The 19,356-nt window shown below is 72.5% G+C and carries 16 protein-coding genes; 4 read left to right on the forward strand and 12 right to left on the reverse strand.

The features are described 5' to 3' along the window. Positions 1–39 precede the first annotated feature (39 nt). The 3 genes from ACZ4VT_RS21280 to panB all read right to left on the reverse strand — a co-directional run bounded on the left by ACZ4VT_RS21280 (position 40) and on the right by panB (position 2,924). Entirely contained in the window at positions 40–891 is an 852-nt protein-coding gene (locus ACZ4VT_RS21280) for an ABC transporter permease (RefSeq protein WP_467951691.1), read from the reverse strand. Further along, on the reverse strand, positions 888–1,910 hold the full coding sequence (locus ACZ4VT_RS21285) for an ATP-binding cassette domain-containing protein (RefSeq protein ID WP_467951692.1): 1,023 nt from the start codon (positions 1,908–1,910) through the stop codon (positions 888–890). The genes ACZ4VT_RS21280 and ACZ4VT_RS21285 overlap by 4 nt, the downstream gene beginning before the upstream one ends. Before the next feature lie 135 nt (positions 1,911–2,045). Next, complete coding sequence (gene panB, locus ACZ4VT_RS21290) at positions 2,046–2,924, reverse strand: 3-methyl-2-oxobutanoate hydroxymethyltransferase (protein ID WP_467951693.1); 879 nt, start codon at positions 2,922–2,924, stop codon at positions 2,046–2,048. A gap of 286 nt (positions 2,925–3,210) precedes the next feature. Here panB and ACZ4VT_RS21295 point away from each other — a divergent pair, with 286 nt between their 5' ends. Next, on the forward strand, positions 3,211–4,242 hold the full coding sequence (locus ACZ4VT_RS21295) for an endonuclease/exonuclease/phosphatase family protein (RefSeq protein WP_467951694.1): 1,032 nt from the start codon (positions 3,211–3,213) through the stop codon (positions 4,240–4,242). A gap of 68 nt (positions 4,243–4,310) precedes the next feature. Here the strand turns inward: ACZ4VT_RS21295 and ACZ4VT_RS21300 are convergent, their stop codons facing one another. The 3 genes from ACZ4VT_RS21300 to ACZ4VT_RS21310 form a co-directional block, all read right to left on the reverse strand. Further along, entirely contained in the window at positions 4,311–6,065 is a 1,755-nt protein-coding gene (locus ACZ4VT_RS21300) for an NAD+ synthase (protein WP_467951696.1), read from the reverse strand. A gap of 64 nt (positions 6,066–6,129) precedes the next feature. Beyond that, complete coding sequence (locus ACZ4VT_RS21305; RefSeq protein ID WP_467951697.1) at positions 6,130–7,446, reverse strand: DUF4352 domain-containing protein; 1,317 nt, start codon at positions 7,444–7,446, stop codon at positions 6,130–6,132. Beyond that, positions 7,443–8,000 (reverse strand): hypothetical protein, encoded by a 558-nt coding sequence (locus tag ACZ4VT_RS21310; RefSeq protein ID WP_467951698.1) that lies wholly within the window; start codon positions 7,998–8,000, stop codon positions 7,443–7,445. The genes ACZ4VT_RS21305 and ACZ4VT_RS21310 overlap by 4 nt, the downstream gene beginning before the upstream one ends. A gap of 73 nt (positions 8,001–8,073) precedes the next feature. Between ACZ4VT_RS21310 and ACZ4VT_RS21315 the strand changes: the two genes are divergently transcribed. Next, positions 8,074–8,775 (forward strand): DUF998 domain-containing protein, encoded by a 702-nt coding sequence (locus ACZ4VT_RS21315; protein ID WP_362807068.1) that lies wholly within the window; start codon positions 8,074–8,076, stop codon positions 8,773–8,775. Between the two features lie 20 nt (positions 8,776–8,795). Further along, the gene (locus ACZ4VT_RS21320) at positions 8,796–9,707 is read left to right on the forward strand and encodes an alpha/beta fold hydrolase (protein ID WP_467951771.1); all 912 of its coding nucleotides are present in this window, start codon (positions 8,796–8,798) and stop codon (positions 9,705–9,707) included. Here the strand turns inward: ACZ4VT_RS21320 and ACZ4VT_RS21325 are convergent. The 4 genes from ACZ4VT_RS21325 to ACZ4VT_RS21340 all read right to left on the reverse strand — a co-directional run bounded on the left by ACZ4VT_RS21325 (position 9,692) and on the right by ACZ4VT_RS21340 (position 12,182). After that, the gene (locus tag ACZ4VT_RS21325; RefSeq protein ID WP_362807065.1) at positions 9,692–10,111 is read right to left on the reverse strand and encodes a CBS domain-containing protein; all 420 of its coding nucleotides are present in this window, start codon (positions 10,109–10,111) and stop codon (positions 9,692–9,694) included. The two genes, ACZ4VT_RS21320 and ACZ4VT_RS21325, sit on opposite strands and share 16 nt — an antisense overlap. Before the next feature lie 203 nt (positions 10,112–10,314). After that, positions 10,315–11,004: a DUF305 domain-containing protein gene (locus tag ACZ4VT_RS21330; protein ID WP_467951700.1), complete on the reverse strand. Its 690-nt coding sequence runs from the start codon at positions 11,002–11,004 to the stop codon at positions 10,315–10,317. After that, positions 11,001–11,702 (reverse strand): DUF3105 domain-containing protein, encoded by a 702-nt coding sequence (locus ACZ4VT_RS21335; RefSeq protein ID WP_467951701.1) that lies wholly within the window; start codon positions 11,700–11,702, stop codon positions 11,001–11,003. The genes ACZ4VT_RS21330 and ACZ4VT_RS21335 overlap by 4 nt, the downstream gene beginning before the upstream one ends. Before the next feature lie 54 nt (positions 11,703–11,756). Then, positions 11,757–12,182 carry a hypothetical protein gene (locus ACZ4VT_RS21340; RefSeq protein WP_467951702.1) on the reverse strand — a complete coding sequence of 142 codons (426 nt, stop codon included), beginning with the start codon at positions 12,180–12,182 and terminating at the stop codon, positions 11,757–11,759. A gap of 172 nt (positions 12,183–12,354) precedes the next feature. Between ACZ4VT_RS21340 and ACZ4VT_RS21345 the strand changes: the two genes are divergently transcribed. Further along, positions 12,355–13,716 (forward strand): glutamine synthetase family protein, encoded by a 1,362-nt coding sequence (locus ACZ4VT_RS21345; protein WP_030717411.1) that lies wholly within the window; start codon positions 12,355–12,357, stop codon positions 13,714–13,716. Between the two features lie 170 nt (positions 13,717–13,886). Here the strand turns inward: ACZ4VT_RS21345 and ACZ4VT_RS21350 are convergent, their stop codons facing one another. Together ACZ4VT_RS21350 and ACZ4VT_RS21355 are read right to left on the reverse strand one after the other, a co-directional pair. After that, entirely contained in the window at positions 13,887–15,947 is a 2,061-nt protein-coding gene (locus ACZ4VT_RS21350; RefSeq protein ID WP_467951704.1) for a PIG-L family deacetylase, read from the reverse strand. Positions 15,948–16,145: 198 nt separating this feature from the next. Continuing rightward, on the reverse strand, positions 16,146–19,337 hold the full coding sequence (locus ACZ4VT_RS21355; protein WP_467951706.1) for a PIG-L family deacetylase: 3,192 nt from the start codon (positions 19,335–19,337) through the stop codon (positions 16,146–16,148). Positions 19,338–19,356: the final 19 nt, after the last annotated feature.

Genomic DNA, 19,356 nt, shown 5'->3' on the forward strand with positions numbered 1-19,356 from the left:
TCCGCCCGGGACGCGATCCGGAGTGGACCGGCCCGCGGGTCAGGTCTTCTGGCGGAACTTGCGCACCGCGAGCGGCATGGTGACCGCCGTGATGGCGAGCGACCAGGCCAGCGTCATCCACACCGAGTCGCCGACCGGAGTGCCGTTGATCAGGGCGCGTGCGGCGTCCGCCAGGTTGGACAGCGGGTTGTAGTCCGTGAAGGCCTGCAGCCAGCCGGGCATGGTGGACGGCATGGCGAAGATCGAGCTGCCGAACTGCAGCGGCATCAGGACCAGCATCGCCATGCCCTGGACGGCCTGCGCGGTCTTCATGGTCAGGCCCAGCAGGATGAAGATCCACATCAGTGAGGCGCCGAAGACGACCGACAGACCGATGGCGGCGAACAGGTCCAGGACCGAGCCGTCGATCGACAGGCCGAGGATGAAGCCGACGCAGAGCAGGATCGAGATCGCGATCAGCATCCGGCCGACCTCGACGACGATCTTGGCGAGGAGGACGGACGACCGGGCGATCGGCATGGACCGGAAGCGGTCCATCACGCCCTTCTTGAAGTCGTCGTTGACCCCGGTGCCCACCGCCATGGCGATGTTCATGCCCATCATGGCCATCAGGCCCGGGACCAGGTAGCTGACGTACTCGCCCTGGTTGCCCTTGCCGGAGACGGCGCCGCCGAAGACGAACACGAACAGCAGCGTGAAGATGATCGGCATGAACAGGACGTCGAACATCGACTCGGGGTCCTGTTTGATCTGGAGGGCGTTGCGGCGCACCAGGGCGCCGATGTGCCGCAGATTGGCCCGCAGGCCGATCCGGCCCTCGCCGGGGTGCGCGGCCACCGAGGCCGGACCGGGCGCGGTGGGCGCGGGCTTCGTCGTGGTTACGGTGCTCATGCCGCGACCTCCTCGGTCTTCTCGGTGGGGACGGAGTCCTCGATGAGGGTGGGCTTCTGGCCGGTGATGGCCAGGAACACCTCGTCGAGGCTGGGCAGGTACGTGCCGAGGTCGGCGATCGCGTACCCGCGGGCGGCCAGCAGGCCGACCACGGCGGTCAGCTGCTCGTCGCTCAGGATCGGGACCAGCAGTACGCCCTCGTCCGGCACGGCCTGGGAACCGGCCACGCCGTCCAGTCCGGCCTCGGCCAGCGCGCGGGCCATGCCCGGCAGGTCGGCGGCGGCGACGGGGCGGATCTTCAGGGTGCGGCCGCCGACGCGGGCCTTCAGCTCGTCGACCTTGCCGTTGGCGATGACCTTGCCGCGGTCGATGACCGTCAGCTCGCCGGCGAGCTGCTCGGCCTCCTCCATGTACTGGGTGGTGAGCAGCACGGTGGCGCCCTCGGCGACCAGCCGCTGGACCTCGTCCCACACCTCGTTGCGGGTGCGCGGGTCGAGACCGGTGGTCGGCTCGTCCAGGTAGAGCACGGCGGGGTTGCCGATCAGGGAGGCGGCGAGGTCGAGCCGGCGGCGCATGCCGCCGGAGTAGTTCATGGCGGCCTTCTTGGCCGCCTCGGTCAGCGAGAACCGCTCCAGCATCTCGTCCGCGCGGCGGCGGGCGTCCTTGCGGGAGAGGTCGAGCAGCCGCCCGATCATGTAGAGGTTCTCCCAGCCGGAGAGCTTCTCGTCGACCGAGGCGTACTGCCCGGTGAGGCCGATGGTGCGGCGCAGCTGCCGCGGCTGGCGGACCACGTCGAACCCGGCGACGACGGCCGTGCCGGCGTCGGGGATGACGAGGGTGGAGAGGCAGCGGACGAGGGTGGTCTTTCCGGCGCCGTTGGGTCCGAGGACTCCGAGGACCGTGCCCTCGCGGACGTCCAGGTCCACGCCGTCGAGCGCCTTGGTCTCGCCGTAGTGCTTGACCAGCCCCCGTACCTCCACGGCATTGGGCTTGTTGTTGTTTCGCGTCATGTCCACCATGGGACCACCCGCCACTGACAAAGCACCGACAGCCGACCGACAAGCAGTCGACGGACCGGCGGCGGAGCGGCGGCGGACACGCGACGGCCCGCCGGCGAAGGGGTCGCCGGCGGGCCGTCGCAGCCGTTCACCTGATCAGTGGAAGGCGTGCTCCGCCTGCGGGAACGTTCCGCCGACCACGTCCTCGGCGAAGGCCTTCGCCGCGTCGCCCATGGTCGCGCGGAGGTTCGCGTACTGCTTCACGAACCGCGGCAGCTTCCCGCCGGTCAGGCCCATCATGTCGGTCCATACCAGAACCTGCGCGTCGCACTCCGAGCCCGCGCCGATGCCGACCGTCGGGATGTGCAGGGACCGGGTGACCTCGGCGGCCAGCTCGGCCGGGACGAGCTCCAGCACCACCGCGAAGGCGCCCGCGTCCTGCGCCGCCTTCGCGTCGCGCAGCAGCTGGTGCGCGGCCTCGTCGCCGCGGCCCTGCACCCGGTAGCCCATCGCGTTGACCGACTGCGGGGTCAGGCCCAGGTGGGACATGACCGGGATGCCCGACTGCACGATCAGCTCGGTCTGGGCCAGCGAGCGCTCGCCGCCCTCCAGCTTCACCGCTCCGACCCCGGCCTCCTTCACGAGACGGGTGGCACTGCGCAGCGCCTGCACGGCGCCTTCCTGGTACGAGCCGAACGGCATGTCGCCGATGACCAGGGCGCGGCTCGTGCCCCGTACGACGGCCGCCGAGAGCATGGTCATCTGGTCCATCGTCACCGGGACGGTGGAGTCGTAGCCGAGGTGGCAATTGCCCATGGAGTCGCCGACGAGGATGACCGGGATGCCGGACTCGTCGAAGACGGAAGCGGTCATGGCGTCGTAGGCGGTGAGCATGGGCCACTTCTCGCCGCGTTCCTTGGCGAGCGTCAGGTCGCGGACGGTGATGCGCCGGGTGCCCGTGCCTCCGTACAGGGTGGGGGGACCCGACGAGGCTGCTGCTGCGGGTTCGCGGGCAGGCGAAACGGCATGCGTCATTGCAACTGCTCCTTGTGTCATCTCGAGGCACCCTCACGGCGTCCCCGGACTTACCCACCATGGTGGCATCCGTGGGGCCGAAGGCGGAAGTGGTGTGGGGGACACCCGGCCCGCGGGATCCAATGTGCGCGTTTCGTGACAAGCGGAACCCCGTGCGCACGGCCGTTCGTCCTCCCGGACGTACGGCCGCTACGGACGGTCGTGACGTACGACACGGAAGGCTCCGTGCATCGCCTAGGGTCAAGGGGCGGGGACGGAGCGCGAGCACGGCAGTGAGGGCAGTGGCATGGCACAGGCGTACATGACGGAATCGGGGAACGGCGGCTCGGAGCCCGAGCCCTCCGGATCCCGCTTCCTGCGCCGGCTGGCCGAACTGCGCAAGGACCCCGGGATCTGGCGGCGGGGATGGGTGCTCGCCGCGATCGCCCTGCTGATCGCGCTGGTGATGATCTTCCACGCGGAGCTGCCCAACGACGTGGGCAACCTCGGCAGCCTCACCGAGACCTTCCTGCCCTGGCTGGGCCTGGCCGTCCCGCTCCTGCTGGCCGGCGCCGTCTTCCGCAGGTCCGCGATCGCGCTCATCGCGCTCGTGCTGACCGGCGCGGTCTGGGTGAACCTCTTCGGCGGGCTGGTCACCGACAAGTCCGGCTCCGGCGGCAACCTCGTGGTCGCCACCCACAACGTCGACGCCGACAATCCCGACCCGGGCGGCACCGCCGAGTCCGTCGCCAGGTCCGGGGCCGACGTCCTGGCCCTGACCGAGCTCAAGGGGAGCGCCGTCCCCGTCTACGAGAAGGCCCTCGCGGGCACGTACAAGTACCACTCGGTCGAGGGCACGGTCGGCCTCTGGAGCAAGTACCCGCTGAGCGCGAGCGCGCCCGTCGACATCAGGATGGGCTGGACCCGGGCCATGCGCGCCACCGTCGACACCCCGCACGGCAAGGTCGCGGCCTTCGTCGCGCACCTGCCCTCGGTCCGGGTCAAGCTGAAGGCCGGCTTCACCGCGAACCAGCGCGACGACAGCGCCGACGCGCTGGGCGCCGCCCTCGCCGCCGAACCGCTGAAGAAGGTCATCCTGCTCGGTGACCTCAACGGCACCATGAACGACCGCGCCCTGTCCGAGGTCACCTCGCAGATGCGCTCCACCCAGGGCGCGGCGGGCGACGGCTTCGGCTTCAGCTGGCCGGCGCAGTTCCCGATGGCCCGGATCGACCAGATCATGGTCCGCGGGATCCGGCCGGAGGCCTCCTGGACCCTGCCCCGCACGGGCAGCGACCACCTTCCCGTCGCCGCCCGGGTCACGGTCAAGCCTTCCTGACGCACACGGCCGCCGGGCACGGTCCGCGTGCCCGGCGGCCACGCGCGGTGGCTCGCCACGCGCGGTGGTTACGCCTGCTCGCGCCAGCCGTTCGTGATGGGCAGCCGGCGGTCCTTGCCGAAGCCCTTCGCGGAGATCTTCGTGCCCGGCGGGTACTGGCGGCGCTTGTACTCCGCCGTGTCCACCATCCGCAGGGTCCTGGCGACCAGCTCGCGGTCGAAGCCGGCCGCCACGATGGCCTCCATGCCCTGGTCGCGGTCCACGTACAGGGCGAGGATCGCGTCGAGCATCGGGTAGTCCGGCAGCGAGTCCGTGTCCACCTGGCCCGGGCGCAGTTCGGCGCTCGGCGGCTTCACGATGGAGTTCTCCGGGATCGGCGGGGTCTCGCCGCGCTCCGCGGCGGCCCGGTTGCGGTACTGCGCGAGCCGGAAGACGTCCGTCTTGTAGACGTCCTTGATCGGGCCGTACGCGCCCACCGAGTCGCCGTAGAGCGTGGAATAGCCGACGGCCAGCTCCGACTTGTTGCCGGGGGCCAGCACGATGTGGCCCTCCTGGTTGGAGACCGCCATCAGCATGGTGCCGCGCAGCCGGGACTGGAGGTTCTCCTCGGCCAGGCCGGTGAGGCCGAGCGAGCCCATGTACGCGTCGAACATCGGCTCGATCGGCACGGTCCGGAGGTTCAGGCCGGTCCGCTCGGCCAGGTCGGCCGCGTCCCCCTTGGAGTGGTCCGAGGAGTACTTCGAGGGCATCGAGACGCCGTACACGTTCTGCGCGCCGATCGCGTCGCAGGCGATGGCGGCGACGAGCGCGGAGTCGATGCCTCCGGAGAGCCCGATCAGGACGGAACGGAATCCGTTCTTCTTCACGTACGCGCGCAGGCCCACGACCAGCGCGTCGTAGACCTCCTCGTCGTCGTCGAGGCGGTCGGCGTAACCGCCGGTGACGACGGGCTCGTACGCCTCCACGGGCTCCTCGGACAGGATCACGCGGTCGATGCGCAGTCCGTCGTCCACCACGCCCTCGGGGGCGTCGGCGCGCGCGGCGGGCAGGTCGAGGTCGACCAGGACGCAGCCCTCGGAGAACTGCGGGGCGCGGGCGATGACCTCGCCGCCGGCGTCGACGACGATCGAGTCGCCGTCGAAGACCAGCTCGTCCTGGCCGCCGATCATCGCCAGGTAGGCGAGGGTGCAGCCGGCCTCCTGGGCCCGCTTCTGTACCAGTTCGAGGCGCAGGTCGTCCTTGTTGCGCTCGTACGGGGACGCGTTGACCGAGATCAGCAGTCCGGCCCCGGCGGAGCGGGTGGCCGGGACCCGGCCGCCCTCCTGCCAGAGGTCCTCGCAGATGGCCAGGGCCACGTCGACGCCGTGGACCCGGATCACCGGCTGGGTGTCGCCCGGCACGAAGTACCGGAACTCGTCGAACACCCCGTAGTTGGGCAGGTGGTGCTTGGCGAAGCGCAGGACGACCTGCCCGCGGTGCAGCACGGCCGCCGCGTTCTCGGGGGAGCCGGCCGGCTTGCCCAGCCGGGGGACGGCCTTCTCGGTGCGGTCGAGGTAACCGACGACGACCGGCAGCTCGCCGAGGCCCTCGGCCGCCAGCCGCCGCGCGAGCTCGCGCAGCGCGGCACGGGAGGCCTCGACGAAGGAGCCCCGCAGGGCGAGGTCCTCGACGGGGTACCCGGTCAGCATCATCTCCGGGAACGCCACCAGGTGGGCACCCTGCTCGGCGGAGTGCCGGGTCCAGTGGACGACCGAGTCGGTGTTGGCGGCGATGTTGCCGACATGCGAGTCGATCTGATTCAGAGCGAGGCGTAGTTGAGGCACGGCGCCCAGTCTAATCGTCTTTCTGACGCGATGTCCGGGGCCCCGGCCATCCGGTGTGCTCGGGTCAGCCGATCGAGCCGCTGAACTTGGCGTTGGGCAGCAGGATTCCGGGTGAGATGTCGGCGCTGATGCGCTCGGTGCCCTCCGGGACCTCGAAGGCCACGACCCCGCTCGCGGACTCGCCCGGCAGGATGTCACCCTTGATCATCTTCGGGACGTCGCCGTCGAAGACGAGCTTGGCGGTCATCCCGTTCGCGTCGCGGACGTTGGGCATCGCGTAGATGACGTTGTGCGTGGCGGACGAGCCGTTGGTGATGGTGAGCGTCATCTCCACCGCGTTGCCCACCTTGGAGTACTTGTTCTTCGTGACGTACTTCTTCGGCGCCGAGAGGCTCACCTTGATGCCGTTCGGGTAGGTGAAGGTCTCGCCGAACGGCAGCGCGCTGGTCAGGCCCGGGACCTGGGAGGGCGACGGGGACGCGGACGGCCGGGGCTCACCGCTGGGGTAGAGGCCCTCCAGGTCCAGCTCGTCCTCGTCGATGTCCATCCCCTGCTCGTAGCGGCTGGAGCCGCGATCGAGGAAGGCGGCCGTGACGAAGAAGCCTGCGCCGGAGGCGGCGAGGCCGAGCACGCCGAGGACGGTGCCGACGACGGACATCGCCTTGTTCGGGGCGCCCTTGCCGGCGCGGACGAGCCCGCCGATCCCGAGGCCCGTGGCGACGATGGCCAGCAGGGCGCCCAACCAGAAGAAGAAGGGCAGGAGGCCGGTCAGGACGGCGAAGCTGGCGACGATCACGGCGGCGATGGCCAGGCCGTTGGTGGTCGGGGGGCCCTGCGGGTAACCGGCGTACGGGACCCCGTTGAAGCCGGGCTGTCCCCACGCGGGGGCCGGCGCGCCCCAGGCGGGGGCCGGTCCGGGGACGGTCGGCGGGCCCGGAACCGGGGTGGGCGGGGCGAAGGGCGAGGGGGTGGGGGCTGCCGGGGTGTCAAAGGCCGCGGGGGCGGCCGGTGCTGCCGGTGCCTGGGGGGTGGACGGGGCCGCGGGTGCCTTGGGAGCCGAGGGGTCGGGTGTGGCCCACGGGTCAGCGGGGGCGGGCGCCGGGGCGGGAGTGGCGGGCGCGTCGACCGGGGCCGGGGCCGGGGCCGCGGCCGCGGCCGGGGGCGTATCGACAGGGGCCGGGGCCTCGGGAGTTCCGGCGTCGGCCGGGGCCCCGGGGGCTGCCTGGCTCTCCGGCGCCGCCGGGGCCGGGGTCTTGTCGAGCGACAGCGGCTGCGCGGGTGCGGACGGCGCCGGTATGGAGGCGGCCTCGGGTATCGAGGTGCCCGCCGGCTCCGCAGGCGGGCCGGGAGGGATGCTGGGCGGGTTCGGCGTGGTGCTCATACCGGCGAGGGCGTCCTTTTGTCGCAGCTGCAGTGATCACCGCAAGGGTGCCACGACCACGGCCCGCACCCGTCCGAATTCCGGCCCGGTATGCGCACCGCGCCCCCGAGCGGCGCGGTGTCGCGGGAGCCGGCCGGTCCGGCGCCGAGGTACAGCAGGACGAGCCCCGCGAGCACGGCGGAGCAGACGGACACGGGGTCCATGCCGGTTCCGGGCCACTGCGTTCCGGCGGCCCGCGCCGGGCCCGCGGCCGGTCCCATGGCCGGTCCCCTGGCCGCTCCCGCGGCCGGTTCCGCCGCCGGTTCGAGGGCCGGCAGGGGGTCCTGCCCGGTGTCCGGCGCCGTCGGCGGGGGCGCCGGAATGTGGTGCGCGCCACCGTCCGCGGCCGGGCCGGATGACCCGGCCGAGGCAACGGAGCGGGCCGCGGACACGTCCTCCATGGCATGGGAGTCAGCCGGATGGCCGAGGGTGTGCATGGTGACGATGCCCAGCAACAGCGCGGCGAGCAGCAGCAACCGGGGCCCCGGGGCGGCTCGCTGAGCACTGCGCGTCATGGCCGGAACCCTACCCGGGGTGGGTATCTGATCATAGGACCGACCCCCGGGTCTGCTTAGGATTAGTCACACTATGTCCCCCCATGGCCTCTCTCCGCGGACCGCCTGGCCGGTCGCCGTGCTGATCGGTCTCGCCGGCGCCGCCTACACCGCGTGGGTGCTCGAAGTCGTGCTCTCCACGGGCCTCAACCCCATCGAGACGTACGTCAGCGAGCTCGCCGCCCAGGACCAGCCGCTCGGCGGTCTGTTCCGGGCCACCGACTTCACCGCCGGGCTGCTCGCCTTCGCCGGCGGACTGCTGGCCCTGTTCCGGCTGCTGAAGCACGCCGAGTCGCGCCGCCTCTGGGCGGTCGTCGGCTGGGCCGGGGTCACCCTCTTCGGCGCGGCCACCGCCGCCGACGCCTGGCTGCCGCTGAGCTGCACGCCCACCGTGGACCCCGAATGCGCCGCCCTGGAGACCGCCGGCCTGGTCCCCGCCACCCACCGGGCCCACGCCGTCAGCAGCAGTCTCGCCATGACCGGTGCCCTGGTCGGCCTGGTGGCCCTGACCGTCGCCGCCCGCCGCTACGGCTGGTTCGCCCCGCTCGCCCGCTACGGCCCCGCGCTCGTCGCCCTCGAACTGCTCGCCACCGCGTGGACGCTGACCGCCATCGCGCTGTTCACCGCGGGGCGCGGGACCTGGGCCCTCGGCGCGGGGCAGCGGCTCCAGGTGCTGCTCGTGGCGCTCTGGCTGGGCCTGCTCGCGTACTCGGTCCACAAGGAAGGCCGTACGTGACGCCGCGCGTGCCGCCGTCCATGGAGCCGTACGAGGACCGGCATGCGGCTCCGTCCGCGAGCGGCGGCGGCCGGTTCGTGCGCGTGGACGGGGTCCCGCTGCACGTCGTCGTCGAGGGCCGGGGGCCGGTGTGCGTGCTGAGCGCCGGGCTCGCCATGGCCTGGTTCGACTGGGACCCCGTCGCCGCGTTGCTCGCCGCCTCGGGCCGCACCGTCGTCCGCTTCGACCGCCCCGGCCACGGCCTCAGCGGCCCGGCCGCCGAGCCGCCGACCACCGCCGGGGAGGCCCACCGGATCGCCGGCCTGCTGGACGCACTCGCTCTCACCGGCCCGGTCACCGGCCCGGTCACCGTCGTCGGGCACTCGATCGCCGCGTTCCACGCCGAGGCCTTCGCCCGCCTGTACCCGCGGCGCACCGCCGCCCTGGTCCTCCTCGACGGCAGTGTCGAGGAGGACCCCCGTACGGTGCTGCCCGCGGCGCTGCGCACCGGCGCCGCCCGCGCCCTCGGCCGGGCGGTGACCGCCGCCGGGCTGCCGGCCGCGCTGGGACCGCCGGCCCGGCGCGCCGCCGTACGGGCCTCCCGCACCGGCGGCTCCGACCCGGCAGCACGGGACCTCGTACGCCGCTGCTACCGCACCGGCCGCGTCTGGCGCGGCGCCCTGCTGGAGAACTCCCGCTACCCGGACATGGCCGCCGAGCTGCTCGCCCTGCGCGGGACGCACCCGCTGACCGCCCCCGCCACCGTCCTCGCCGGCCACGACGGTTCGGCGGGCGGCGGCGCCCTGCGCTGGCTGGCCCGCCAGGCGGACCTCGCGGACGTGCTCGGCGCGCGCTTCGAGGTCGCCGAGCCCGCCGGGCACCTGGTCATGCTCGACCGCCCGGACCAGGTGGCCCGGGCGGTCCGCAACGCCGCCGGTCAGCCCCTCGCGTAGACCTTCTCGGCCCAGCCCGCGATCTGCTCGTCGGAGAGGTGCTTGGCCAGATCGGCCTCACTGATCATGCCGACCAGCTTCTTGTTGCTGATCACCGGCAGCCGGCGGATCTGGTGGCTCTGCATCTCTTCCAGCACCTCGGATACGTCCGCGCCCGCGTCGATCCAGCGCGGGGTGCCCTGGGCCATGTCACCGGCCGTGGTCTTCGACGGGTCGTGCCCCTTGGCCACGCAGCCGACCACGATGTCGCGGTCGGTCAGGATCCCGCAGAGCCGTTCCTCGCTGTCGCTGATGGGCAGCGCGCCCACGTTGAGCTCGCTCATCAGCTGGGCGGCCCGGTCCAGGGTCTCGGTGGCGGGGATCCACTGGGCCCCCCTGTGCATGATCTCTCCGGCGGTGGTCATCGCATCAACCTCCTGAGCGCCGTACGAGCGGCGGGGCGCGGCTGCGCCCGCCTCGGCGCCCCCCGCCCACGGACCGCGGTGCGACTCCACGCACGGACGGAGTGCACGCCCGTACGGGTGAGAGGGCGCCCTCCCACCACCGTACGGGCATGCCCCGTCACCCGCGCGGCGCATGCCCGGTCACCCGCGCGGCGCATGCCCGCTCACCCGCGCGGCGCAGCTCCGCGCTTGCCGAGCATGTCCGTCATCAGCGTGAGCTCCGAGCGCTGCGCGTCGGCCATGCCCTGGGCGAGCGCCCGCTCGACCGGGGTCACGCACTGCTGCGCACAGCCCTCGGCCATCGCGACGCCGCCCTTGTGGTGGTCGGTCATCAGCTGGAGGAAGAGCACCTCCGCGTCCCGGCCCTCGGCGGAGCCCAGCCGGGCCAGCTCCTCCTTGGTCGCCATGCCGGGCATCAGCGCGCCGGGCTGGGCCGCGCCGTGCTCCGCGTGATCCCCGTGGCCTCCGGAAGCCCCCATCCAGGACATCGGGGGTTCGTCGGCCATCACCTTCGGCAGCCCCCACAGGTCCAGCCAGCCGAGCAGCATGCCCCGCTGGTTGGCCTGGGTGTTGGCGATGTCGAAGGCGAGGGTGCGCACCGCCTCGTCCTGGGTGCGGTCCCGCACGATGAAGGACATCTCCACCGCCTGCTGGTGATGCACCGCCATGTCCCGGGCGAAGCCCGCGTCCGGGGAGTGCAGCCCCGGCGTGGCGGGGGCGGCGGTCCGGGGCGGCGCACCGGGATCGCCGTTGGCGGCGGCGACCGTGGCTGCCGCCGCGAACAGCAGCGCCAGCAGGACGGCCGTGCCCGCGGCCCAGTACGTACGGGGCGTGCGGGGCGTGCGGCCGGTCACTTGTCGGCCAGCCCGCTCGTGCAGGCCGCGCCCGGCTCGGGGGTCTGCTCGCCCTGCACGTACTTGGTGAAGAACTGCTTCACCCGCGGGTCGTCCGCCGTCTCCACGGTCAGCTGCTTGCCCCACGCGCTGAGCATGATCGCGCCGGCCTGCTCCTTGACCGGGCTCATCAGCGTGTACGGGGTCTTGCCGACGGTCGCGGCGAGCTTGTCCACGTCGGCCTTGGCGGCCTTCTCGTTGTACGTCACCCAGACGGCCCCGTGCTCCAGCGAGTGCACGGCGTTCACCTCGGGCAGCGGGTTCTTGTAGACGTCGCCGTTGCAGTTCATCCAGCGGGGGTGGTGGTCACCGCCGACCGGCGGATTCATCTCGTACTTCACCGGGGTCTCGACGTGGTTGCGGCCGAGCTTCTTCGCGTCCCAGAGCTGCTCGCCCTCGACGGGCTTCTTGCGGACCTCCTCGGCCTCCTTGCGGATCTGCTCCGCGGCTTCCTTCTTGCGCTGCTCGGTCTGCTTCTGGTCGATCAGCACCCATGCGCCGAAACCGACCAGACCGGCGACGATGACCGTCGAGACGGTGATCGCGATGGCCTTGTTGCGCCGCTCCCGGATCTTCTCGGCGCGGCGCATCTCGGCTATGCGCGCCTGGCGGGAGTGCGGGTCGGTGTGCTGCTGGGTCCTGCCGGACTTGCTGGCCATGTGCCCTGGTTCCTTCTGCTGATGGGGGGTGGACGGAACGCGAAACCGGACCTGTCAGGTCCGCAGCACCTGGAGGGCATGCAGGTCGGGGGCGCGCGCGAGCGGTCCGGGCGGCCGGATCCGGCCCGCGCCGGAGACCTCGGCGGCGGGTGGCGGCGCGCCGCCCGGCACGGTCACGGCGGGCGGCGGCACGGGCAGTACGCCCGGGGTCACGTGCGCGAGGGAGGAGCAGCCGGGCAGGTCGTACGGGGACACGCAGAGGGCGTGCGCCGTGCCGTGCGTCCGCGGTTCGGCCCGCGCGCCCGCCGGCGCGGGTGCGGAGACGGAGGACTCGCCCGACCGGGAGGCGCACAGGAACAGCGCGCCGGTCAGCACCCCGACCAGTACCCCGACCAGCGGCCCGAAGACCGTCAGCGGAAGGGCACGCCGAAGCCCGGGACGTCCCCGACGCCCCGGCCGCACGTACTGCAGGCCCCCCATGGGCGCAGATGGTAATGCTCATGACGGCTCCGAGGTCAGTGCGGGGGTGCCGCGAGCTTTCCCGGGTGCGTAATGTGGCGGAAACCACCACTGGCGATACTGGGCCGGCCCGACTGTGCCCCGAACCGTGAGGCGGTGGTGCACAGGCCGTCTGAACTGCGAGGATGAAGGCATGGACAAGCAGCAGGAATTCGTCCTCCGGACGCTTGAGGAGCGCGACATCCGCTTCGTGCGCCTGTGGTTCACCGACGTACTGGGCTTCCTCAAGTCCGTCGCGGTCGCCCCCGCGGAGCTGGAGCAGGCCTTCGACGAGGGCATCGGCTTCGACGGCTCCGCCATCGAGGGCTTCGCACGGGTCTACGAGTCCGACATGATCGCCAAGCCGGACCCGAGCACGTTCCAGATACTGCCGTGGCGCGCCGAGGCCCCCGGGACCGCCCGGATGTTCTGCGACATCCTCATGCCGGACGGATCGCCGTCCTTCGCGGACCCGCGCTACGTCCTCAAGCGCATCCTGGCCAAGACGTCCGACCTGGGCTTCACCTTCTACACCCACCCGGAGATCGAGTTCTTCCTGCTGAAGGACAAGCCGCTGGACGGAACCCGCCCGGTCCCGGCCGACAACTCCGGCTACTTCGACCACACCCCGCAGAACGTGGGCATGGACTTCCGCCGCCAGGCGATCACCATGCTCGAATCGATGGGCATCTCGGTCGAGTTCAGCCACCACGAGGGCGCCCCCGGCCAGCAGGAGATCGACCTCCGCTACGCCGACGCCCTCTCCACGGCCGACAACATCATGACCTTCCGCCTCGTCATGAAGCAGGTAGCCCTCGAACAGGGCGTGCAGGCCACCTTCATGCCGAAGCCGTTCTCGGAGTACCCGGGCTCGGGCATGCACACCCACCTCTCCCTTTTCGAGGGCGACCGCAACGCCTTCTACGAGTCGGGCGCCGAGTACCAGCTCTCGAAGGTGGGCCGCTCCTTCATCGCGGGCCTGCTCAAGCACGCCGCCGAAACGGCAGCGGTCACCAACCAGTGGGTCAACTCCTACAAGCGCATCTGGGGCGGCTCCTCCCGCAGCGCCGGCGCGGGCGGCGAGGCCCCCTCGTACATCTGCTGGGGCCACAACAACCGCTCCGCCCTGATCCGCGTCCCGATGTACAAGCCGGGCAAGACGGGCTCCTCCCGCGTCGAGGTCCGCTCGATCGACTCGGGCGCCAACCCGTACCTCACCTACGCCGTCCTCCTCGCGGCCGGCCTCAAGGGCATCGAGGAGGGCTACGAACTCCCCGCGGGCGCCGATGACGACGTCTGGGCCCTCTCCGACGCCGAACGCCGCGCGATGGGCATCGAACCCCTCCCGCAGAACCTCGGCGAGGCCATCTCCCTGATGGAACGCAGCGAACTGGTCGCCGAAACCCTCGGCGAACACGTCTTCGACTTCTTCCTCCGCAACAAGAAGCAGGAGTGGGAGGAGTACCGCTCGGAGGTCACGGCCTTCGAACTCCGCAAGAACCTCCCGGTCCTCTAACCCCTCGCGGCTCGCGCACGACCCTCCGGGCCGGTGGTCACCGACCACCGGCCCGGAGCCGTCCCGTGGACCTGCTGATGCCTCTTCACGCATCTTGAGATGCGCCGGTGCCGTGCCGGGTGTTTCCCGGCCCGCATCTGCGGCCACCGGTCCCCGGCGTGGTGCGGGCGTCAGCGGACTGCGCGGTGCCAGGTGGGGCGGGTGGGGGTGGTGGGGGTGGTGGTTGTGTGGAGTTCGGCGTCGAGGCCCAGGACCGTTGTCGTGGTGGTGCCGGTGGGTTCGAGGACGGCCGAGGGGGCGCCGGCGAAGAGCATGCGGGATTCCGCCCAGGCAGGGGGGCCGCCGAGGCCCGTCGTTCCTATGGTGCCGCTCTCGGCGCGGCCCGCCACGAGGCGGCCCGCGGCGCCGACCGCGCCGTAGCCGGCCCGGCCGCCCGCCTCCGCGACGCTGGAGACCTGGGGCCTGGCGGTGGGGCCCGCCGTGACCAGGGCGGTGCGTACGACCCCGGAGTCGGGGCGGCGGAAGTACAGGCGGACGCCCGCGCCCTCCGGGGAGGCGGAGAGGGGGACCGTCGTGGCGGGCAGGCCCGTCGGCGAGGGCCCGGCCAGCGTGGTGCCCGCGGCGGGCTGGGTCCAGGCCAGGACGGACTTGGTGGTGGTGGCGTACACGTGGCGCCGCCCGGCGGTGTCGACCGCGGTCACCGGGTCGCCCTGCAGGTCCTCGCCGCCGAGGCGCTGCCAGGGGGAGAAGCCGCCGTCCGGCAGCTGGGCGGTGGCGCGCAGGGTGCGGCGGGAGTCGCGCAGGTAGACCGTGAGGAGGCCCTGCCCGTCCACGGCGGCCGCCGGGGCGCTGATCGACGAGGTGCCCTCCTCGTCGGTCCGTTCGGGGGTGCCGAGCGACTGCCACGGGCCGAACGGCCCGTCGGGCGCGGACTGGACGGCGTACACGACGTCGCGCCGGTAGTCGGCGGGTGCGGAGCCGAAGGCCGTGCGGGTGGCGAGGACGGCGATGCGGCCGTCGGGGAGGCGGGCGGTGTTCGCCCCCGGGTCGATGCCCGTGCCCGGGAGGAGGACCGGGCCCGCCCAGTCGCCGCCGGGCCCCCGCGTCCAGTACGCCATCTGGCCGTCGAGCGCGGCGAACGCCCAGAGGCGGCCGGGCGTTCCCTGCGTCAGCCAGGAGGTGCTGTCGGCGCGGGTGTAGCGCAGTGACTGGGCCCAGTTGCGCCCGGTGGGGTTGCCCGCGACCTTGCGGTCACCGCATCCCGACGGGCTGCCGCAGTGGTCCTGGTGGTCCTGCCAGGCGTAGGTCCGCAGGTAGTTGGTCTTCGTCTCGGCCGTCTGCGGGTCCAGCGAGTGGGGCAGGGTGCTGTTGTGGTAGCCGAGGTAGCTCTGGACCGAGAAGCGGGGGCGGCGCTGGACCTGGGCGGCGTAGGCGGCGGTGGCGGCCTGTACGAAGCGCGCCCCGTACATGTGGTCCTGGTGGTCGGTGTACCGGCCGCTGTCCCCGTACCGGTTCGGCGTCGGGTCCTGCATCCGTATCGTCGTCGGCCGGTACAGCTCCAGGACTCCGGCTATCGACTGGACGAGCTGGTCCTTCGTGTACGAGAACGGCTGCTTGACCGGGGTGCCGGAGGTCAACTGCGCGTCCAGCGAGGCTATCCGGCCGTTCCACAGGCCGCGCAGGCTCTCGGGGGTGTCCCCGCCCGTGCTGCGGGCCTCGCGCAGCATCAGCCACACCAGGTTGACCTGCGGCTTCGCTATGAGGACGTCGAGTTCGGCCCGGCCGCCGCCGGCGGTGGGTATGACCGTGCGCTTCCACGCGCTGGTGCGGTCGCCGGTGGCCATCTGGGCGTACGCGGAGCGGATGCCGTTCTGCCGGGCCTCCGCGTAGTGGGTGCGGTCGGCGGGCTGCTCGGGGTCCTTGGCCGCGCCGCCGCCGGCCTCGTTGCGCCCGTCGGACTCGCCGGAGGTGAGGTACGCGGTGGTGACCTGGGTACCGGACAGCAGGGAACGGCTGAGGTCCGGGTTCATGAAGAAGAGGTCGTCGTCGGGGTGCGCGACGACCTGGACGACGGACCCGGAGTCGACGCTCGCGGGGAGGACGGCGGCCGGGCCCGTCTCCGGGGTGGCCTCGGCCGAGGTCTGCTGGCCGGTGGCCACGGAGAGCACACCGGTGGCGCCGGCTGTCAGCACGGTGAGCAGAGCCGCGAAGCGGCGACGGGTCACGGGCATCGGGGCACGCCTTGGGTCGTTCCGGGCGGAGAAACCGCTGAGCAGTCAGAGAGAGGCCAAAACGGGGAACTTGGTTCACCGATTCGGCCGATGACCGCCACTTTCCGGAAGCGATCGGATGTGACGCCGTCTTGTGGGGTTTTGATCCCGGAATGCGACCCGAATGTGGAGGCGCTTCGTCCGCCTCTGGTCCCCTTTCTACGGGGCCGAGTTGCGCGGGCCCACCGGCTGCCACGGCGCGAGGTACGCGTCCGGCGCGTCGGCCGAAGACGTCACGTACAGCCGCGCGTCGAGCCCCACCACCGCCAGGCTGACCATGCTCTTCCCGAGCATCACGGAGGACGGCGCACCGACGAACATCAGCGGGGACCGCTCCCACGGCCGGCCCGGGCCGACCTCCGAGCCCAGCTGCCCGCCCGCCGAACGGCCCGCCAGCACGTGACCGCTCGCCGTCACCGAGCCGAAGCCCTGGAGCCCGCCGAGGTCGGTCATGTTGTTCAGCTTCAGCCCGCCCTCACCCGTCATCAGGGCCGTACGCACGTTGCCCGACCCGGGCTTGCGGAACCACAGCCGCACCCCGCCCTCCCGGCCCTCCGCGGTCAGCGGAAGCGTGGTGTCCGGCAGCCCCGTCGGCGTGACCGGACCCAGCGGGGCGCCCGGCTTCGGCTGCACCCAGCCGACCACCGTCCTGGAGGTCGCGGAGAACACCATCCGCCGCCCGGCGCCGTCGGTCGCGGTGGCCGGGCTGCCGTGCAGATCGGCGCCGCCGTACTTCTCCCAGGGCCCCCAACTGCCGTCCGCCTGCTGCACCCGGCCGCGCAGGGTGTACGAACCGTCGCGGACGTACGCCGCCGGCTGCCCGGTGCCGTCGACCGAGACGGCCGGGGAGCTGATGTCGGAGGTCCAGTTCTCGTCCGCGACCTCGGGGGTGCCGAGCGACTGCCACTCCCCGAACCGCTCCGCCCCCGCCCGCTCCTGGGCGGTGTAGACGACCTCGCGCTTGTAGTCGGTGGGCTTCGCGCCGAAGGAGGTACGGGTCCCGAAGACGGCTATCCGGCCGTCCTTGAGGGTGACGGTGCTCACGCCCGGGTCCATGCCGGTGCCGGGCAGCAGGTCCGGCCCCTTCCAGCGGCCGACCAGACCGGGCCGGTGCCAGACGGCGACCTGGCCGTCGAGCACCTTGAAGGCCCACAGCCCGTGCTCCTTGTCGGAGGTCAGCCAGGTGGTGCTGTTGCCGCGGGCGTAGTTGATGGAGTCCGACCACCGGTTGCCGCCCGGATGGTCGGAGATCTTGAGGTCGCCGCAGCCGGCGTCGCTGCCGCAGTGGTTCTGCCGGTCGAGCCAGGCGTAGGTGTCCAGGATGTCCAGCTTCTCCTTGGCCTCGTCCGGGTCCAGCGCGCTGGGGAGGGAGCCGTTGAAGTAGCCGAGGTAGTTCTGCACCGCGAAGTGCGGGCGGTCCTTGACGTCCTTCGCGTAGGCGGCGGTGGCCAGTTGCACGAAGCGGGCGCCGTAGAAGTGGTCCTGGTGGTCGGTGTACCGCTTGGTGTCCGGGAACCGGCCGGGGGTCGGGTCCTGGGAGCGTACGGTCGTCGGCTTGTACTGCTCCAGCACGCCGACGAGGGTCTGGACGACCTGGTCCTTCGAGTACGAGAACCTCTGCTTGACCGGGGAGCCGGAGGCGAGCATCGAATCCAGCCGGGCGACCTTGCCGTCCCACAGGCCGTGCAGGCTCTCGGGAACGTCGGCGTAGACGTTGCCGGCCTCGCGCAGCTGTAGCCAGACCAGGTTGACCTGGGGCTTGGCGACGAGGACGTCGACCTCGGCGTGGCCGCCGCCCTTGGTCGGTACGACGCCGCGCTTCCAGGCGCTGCTGCGGTCGCCGGTGGCCATCTTGGCGTAGGCGGCGCGGATGCCGTTCTGGCGGGCCTCGGCGTACGCGGACTTGTCGGGGGCGGCGCCGGCCTCCTTGCCGGCCACCGCGTTGATGCCGTCCGCCTCGCCGGAGGTGAGGTAGACCGAGGTCACGGGGTGGCCGGCGGTTATGGAGTAACGGAGGTCCGGATTCATGAAGTACAGGTCGTCGTCGGGGTGCGCGATGATCTGGAGCACCCGGCCGGGGTCCGGCGCGTCGGCGACGGCCGCGGGGGCGGTGACCGCGCTGTCGGGGTCGGCGGGGGAGGCGAGGCCTTCGAGGGCCTCGTTGCCGCGGAGCACGAGCATGCTGCAGGCGGCGGTGGCGGCGCAGAAGGCGACGGCCTTGACGAGGCGGGCCCGGCGGTGGCGCGGGTTCGGGTGCGGCTCGGGGCCGTCGCCGTCGCCGTTGCCGGAGCCGGCCTTGCCGCCGGTGCGGCGGCGCCCGCGTGCGGTTCGCGGCGCGGCGGGGGCGTCGGCGCGGCCGCGGCGGCCGCCACCGGTACCTTCGGCCTCACGGGCCAGCCGCGCGGCCTTCCGTCCGCCGGCCGGTCCGTCCGCCTCGGGTACGTCGCCCTGTGGGCGCTGGTCGGACGGGACTTGCCCGGTCCGGGGAGAGGGGTGGGCGTGCTGAGCCGGCTCGGCCTGGAGAGACGGGTGGGTCCGCTCAGGCCCGTACGCCCGGGCCTCCCCGGCCTGATGGGGCAGGTAGGCGTGCTCGGCCGGCTCGGCCTCGTGGAGCGGCTGGAACGGATGGGGCTGTGGAGTGTGTTGGGTCTGCTGCGGCCCGTGGGCCCAGGCTTCCCCGCCCTGGTGGGGAGGGTACGCCTGCTGGGCCTGCTCGGGCGCGTGCGGCGGGTAGCCCTGCTCGGCCTGGTGAGGCCAGTGGGGCTGGTAGGTGTGCTGTGCCGGCTCCGCCTGGTGGGACGGGTGGGCCTGTGGGGTCTGTTGGGTCTGCTGAGCCCCCTGCGCCCAGGCTTCTCCGGCCTGGTGGGGCGGGTACGCGTGCTGCGCCTCACCGGCCTGCTGCGGCGCGTAGGCCTCACCGGCCCGGTGGGCGTGCTGGGCCGGCTGGGTCCCGTAGGTCGGCTGGGTCCCGTAGGGCGACGGGGCCCCGTGCAATGGCTGGGCCACGTAAGGCTGTTGGGTCTGCTGGGCCTGCTGGGTCCACTGGGCCTCGTGCGGCGCGTGGGTCCACTCGGCCTGGTGGCCCTGGTGCGGCGGGTAGGCCGCCCCGCCCTGCTCGGCCTCGTACGGGCCGTAGGACGCACCGGCCTGGTGCAACGGGTAGGGCTGTTGGTTTTGGTGAGATTGGTGAGTCGGATAGGGCTGGAGGTGCTCGGCCTGGTAGGTCTGGTGACGGGCCGGGTCGACCGCGGCCGCATCGGGGCCGTAAGAGCCGTCGAGACCCTCGGGCGGCGGCCAGGCCGCCGGCGGGTGGACCCAGGCTCCGGCGTCGCCGGGGTGTCCGTCGGACATGGGGCTCCTCGTGGCCGGT

It is taken from the genome of Streptomyces sp. NPDC029164, from assembly GCF_055563995.1.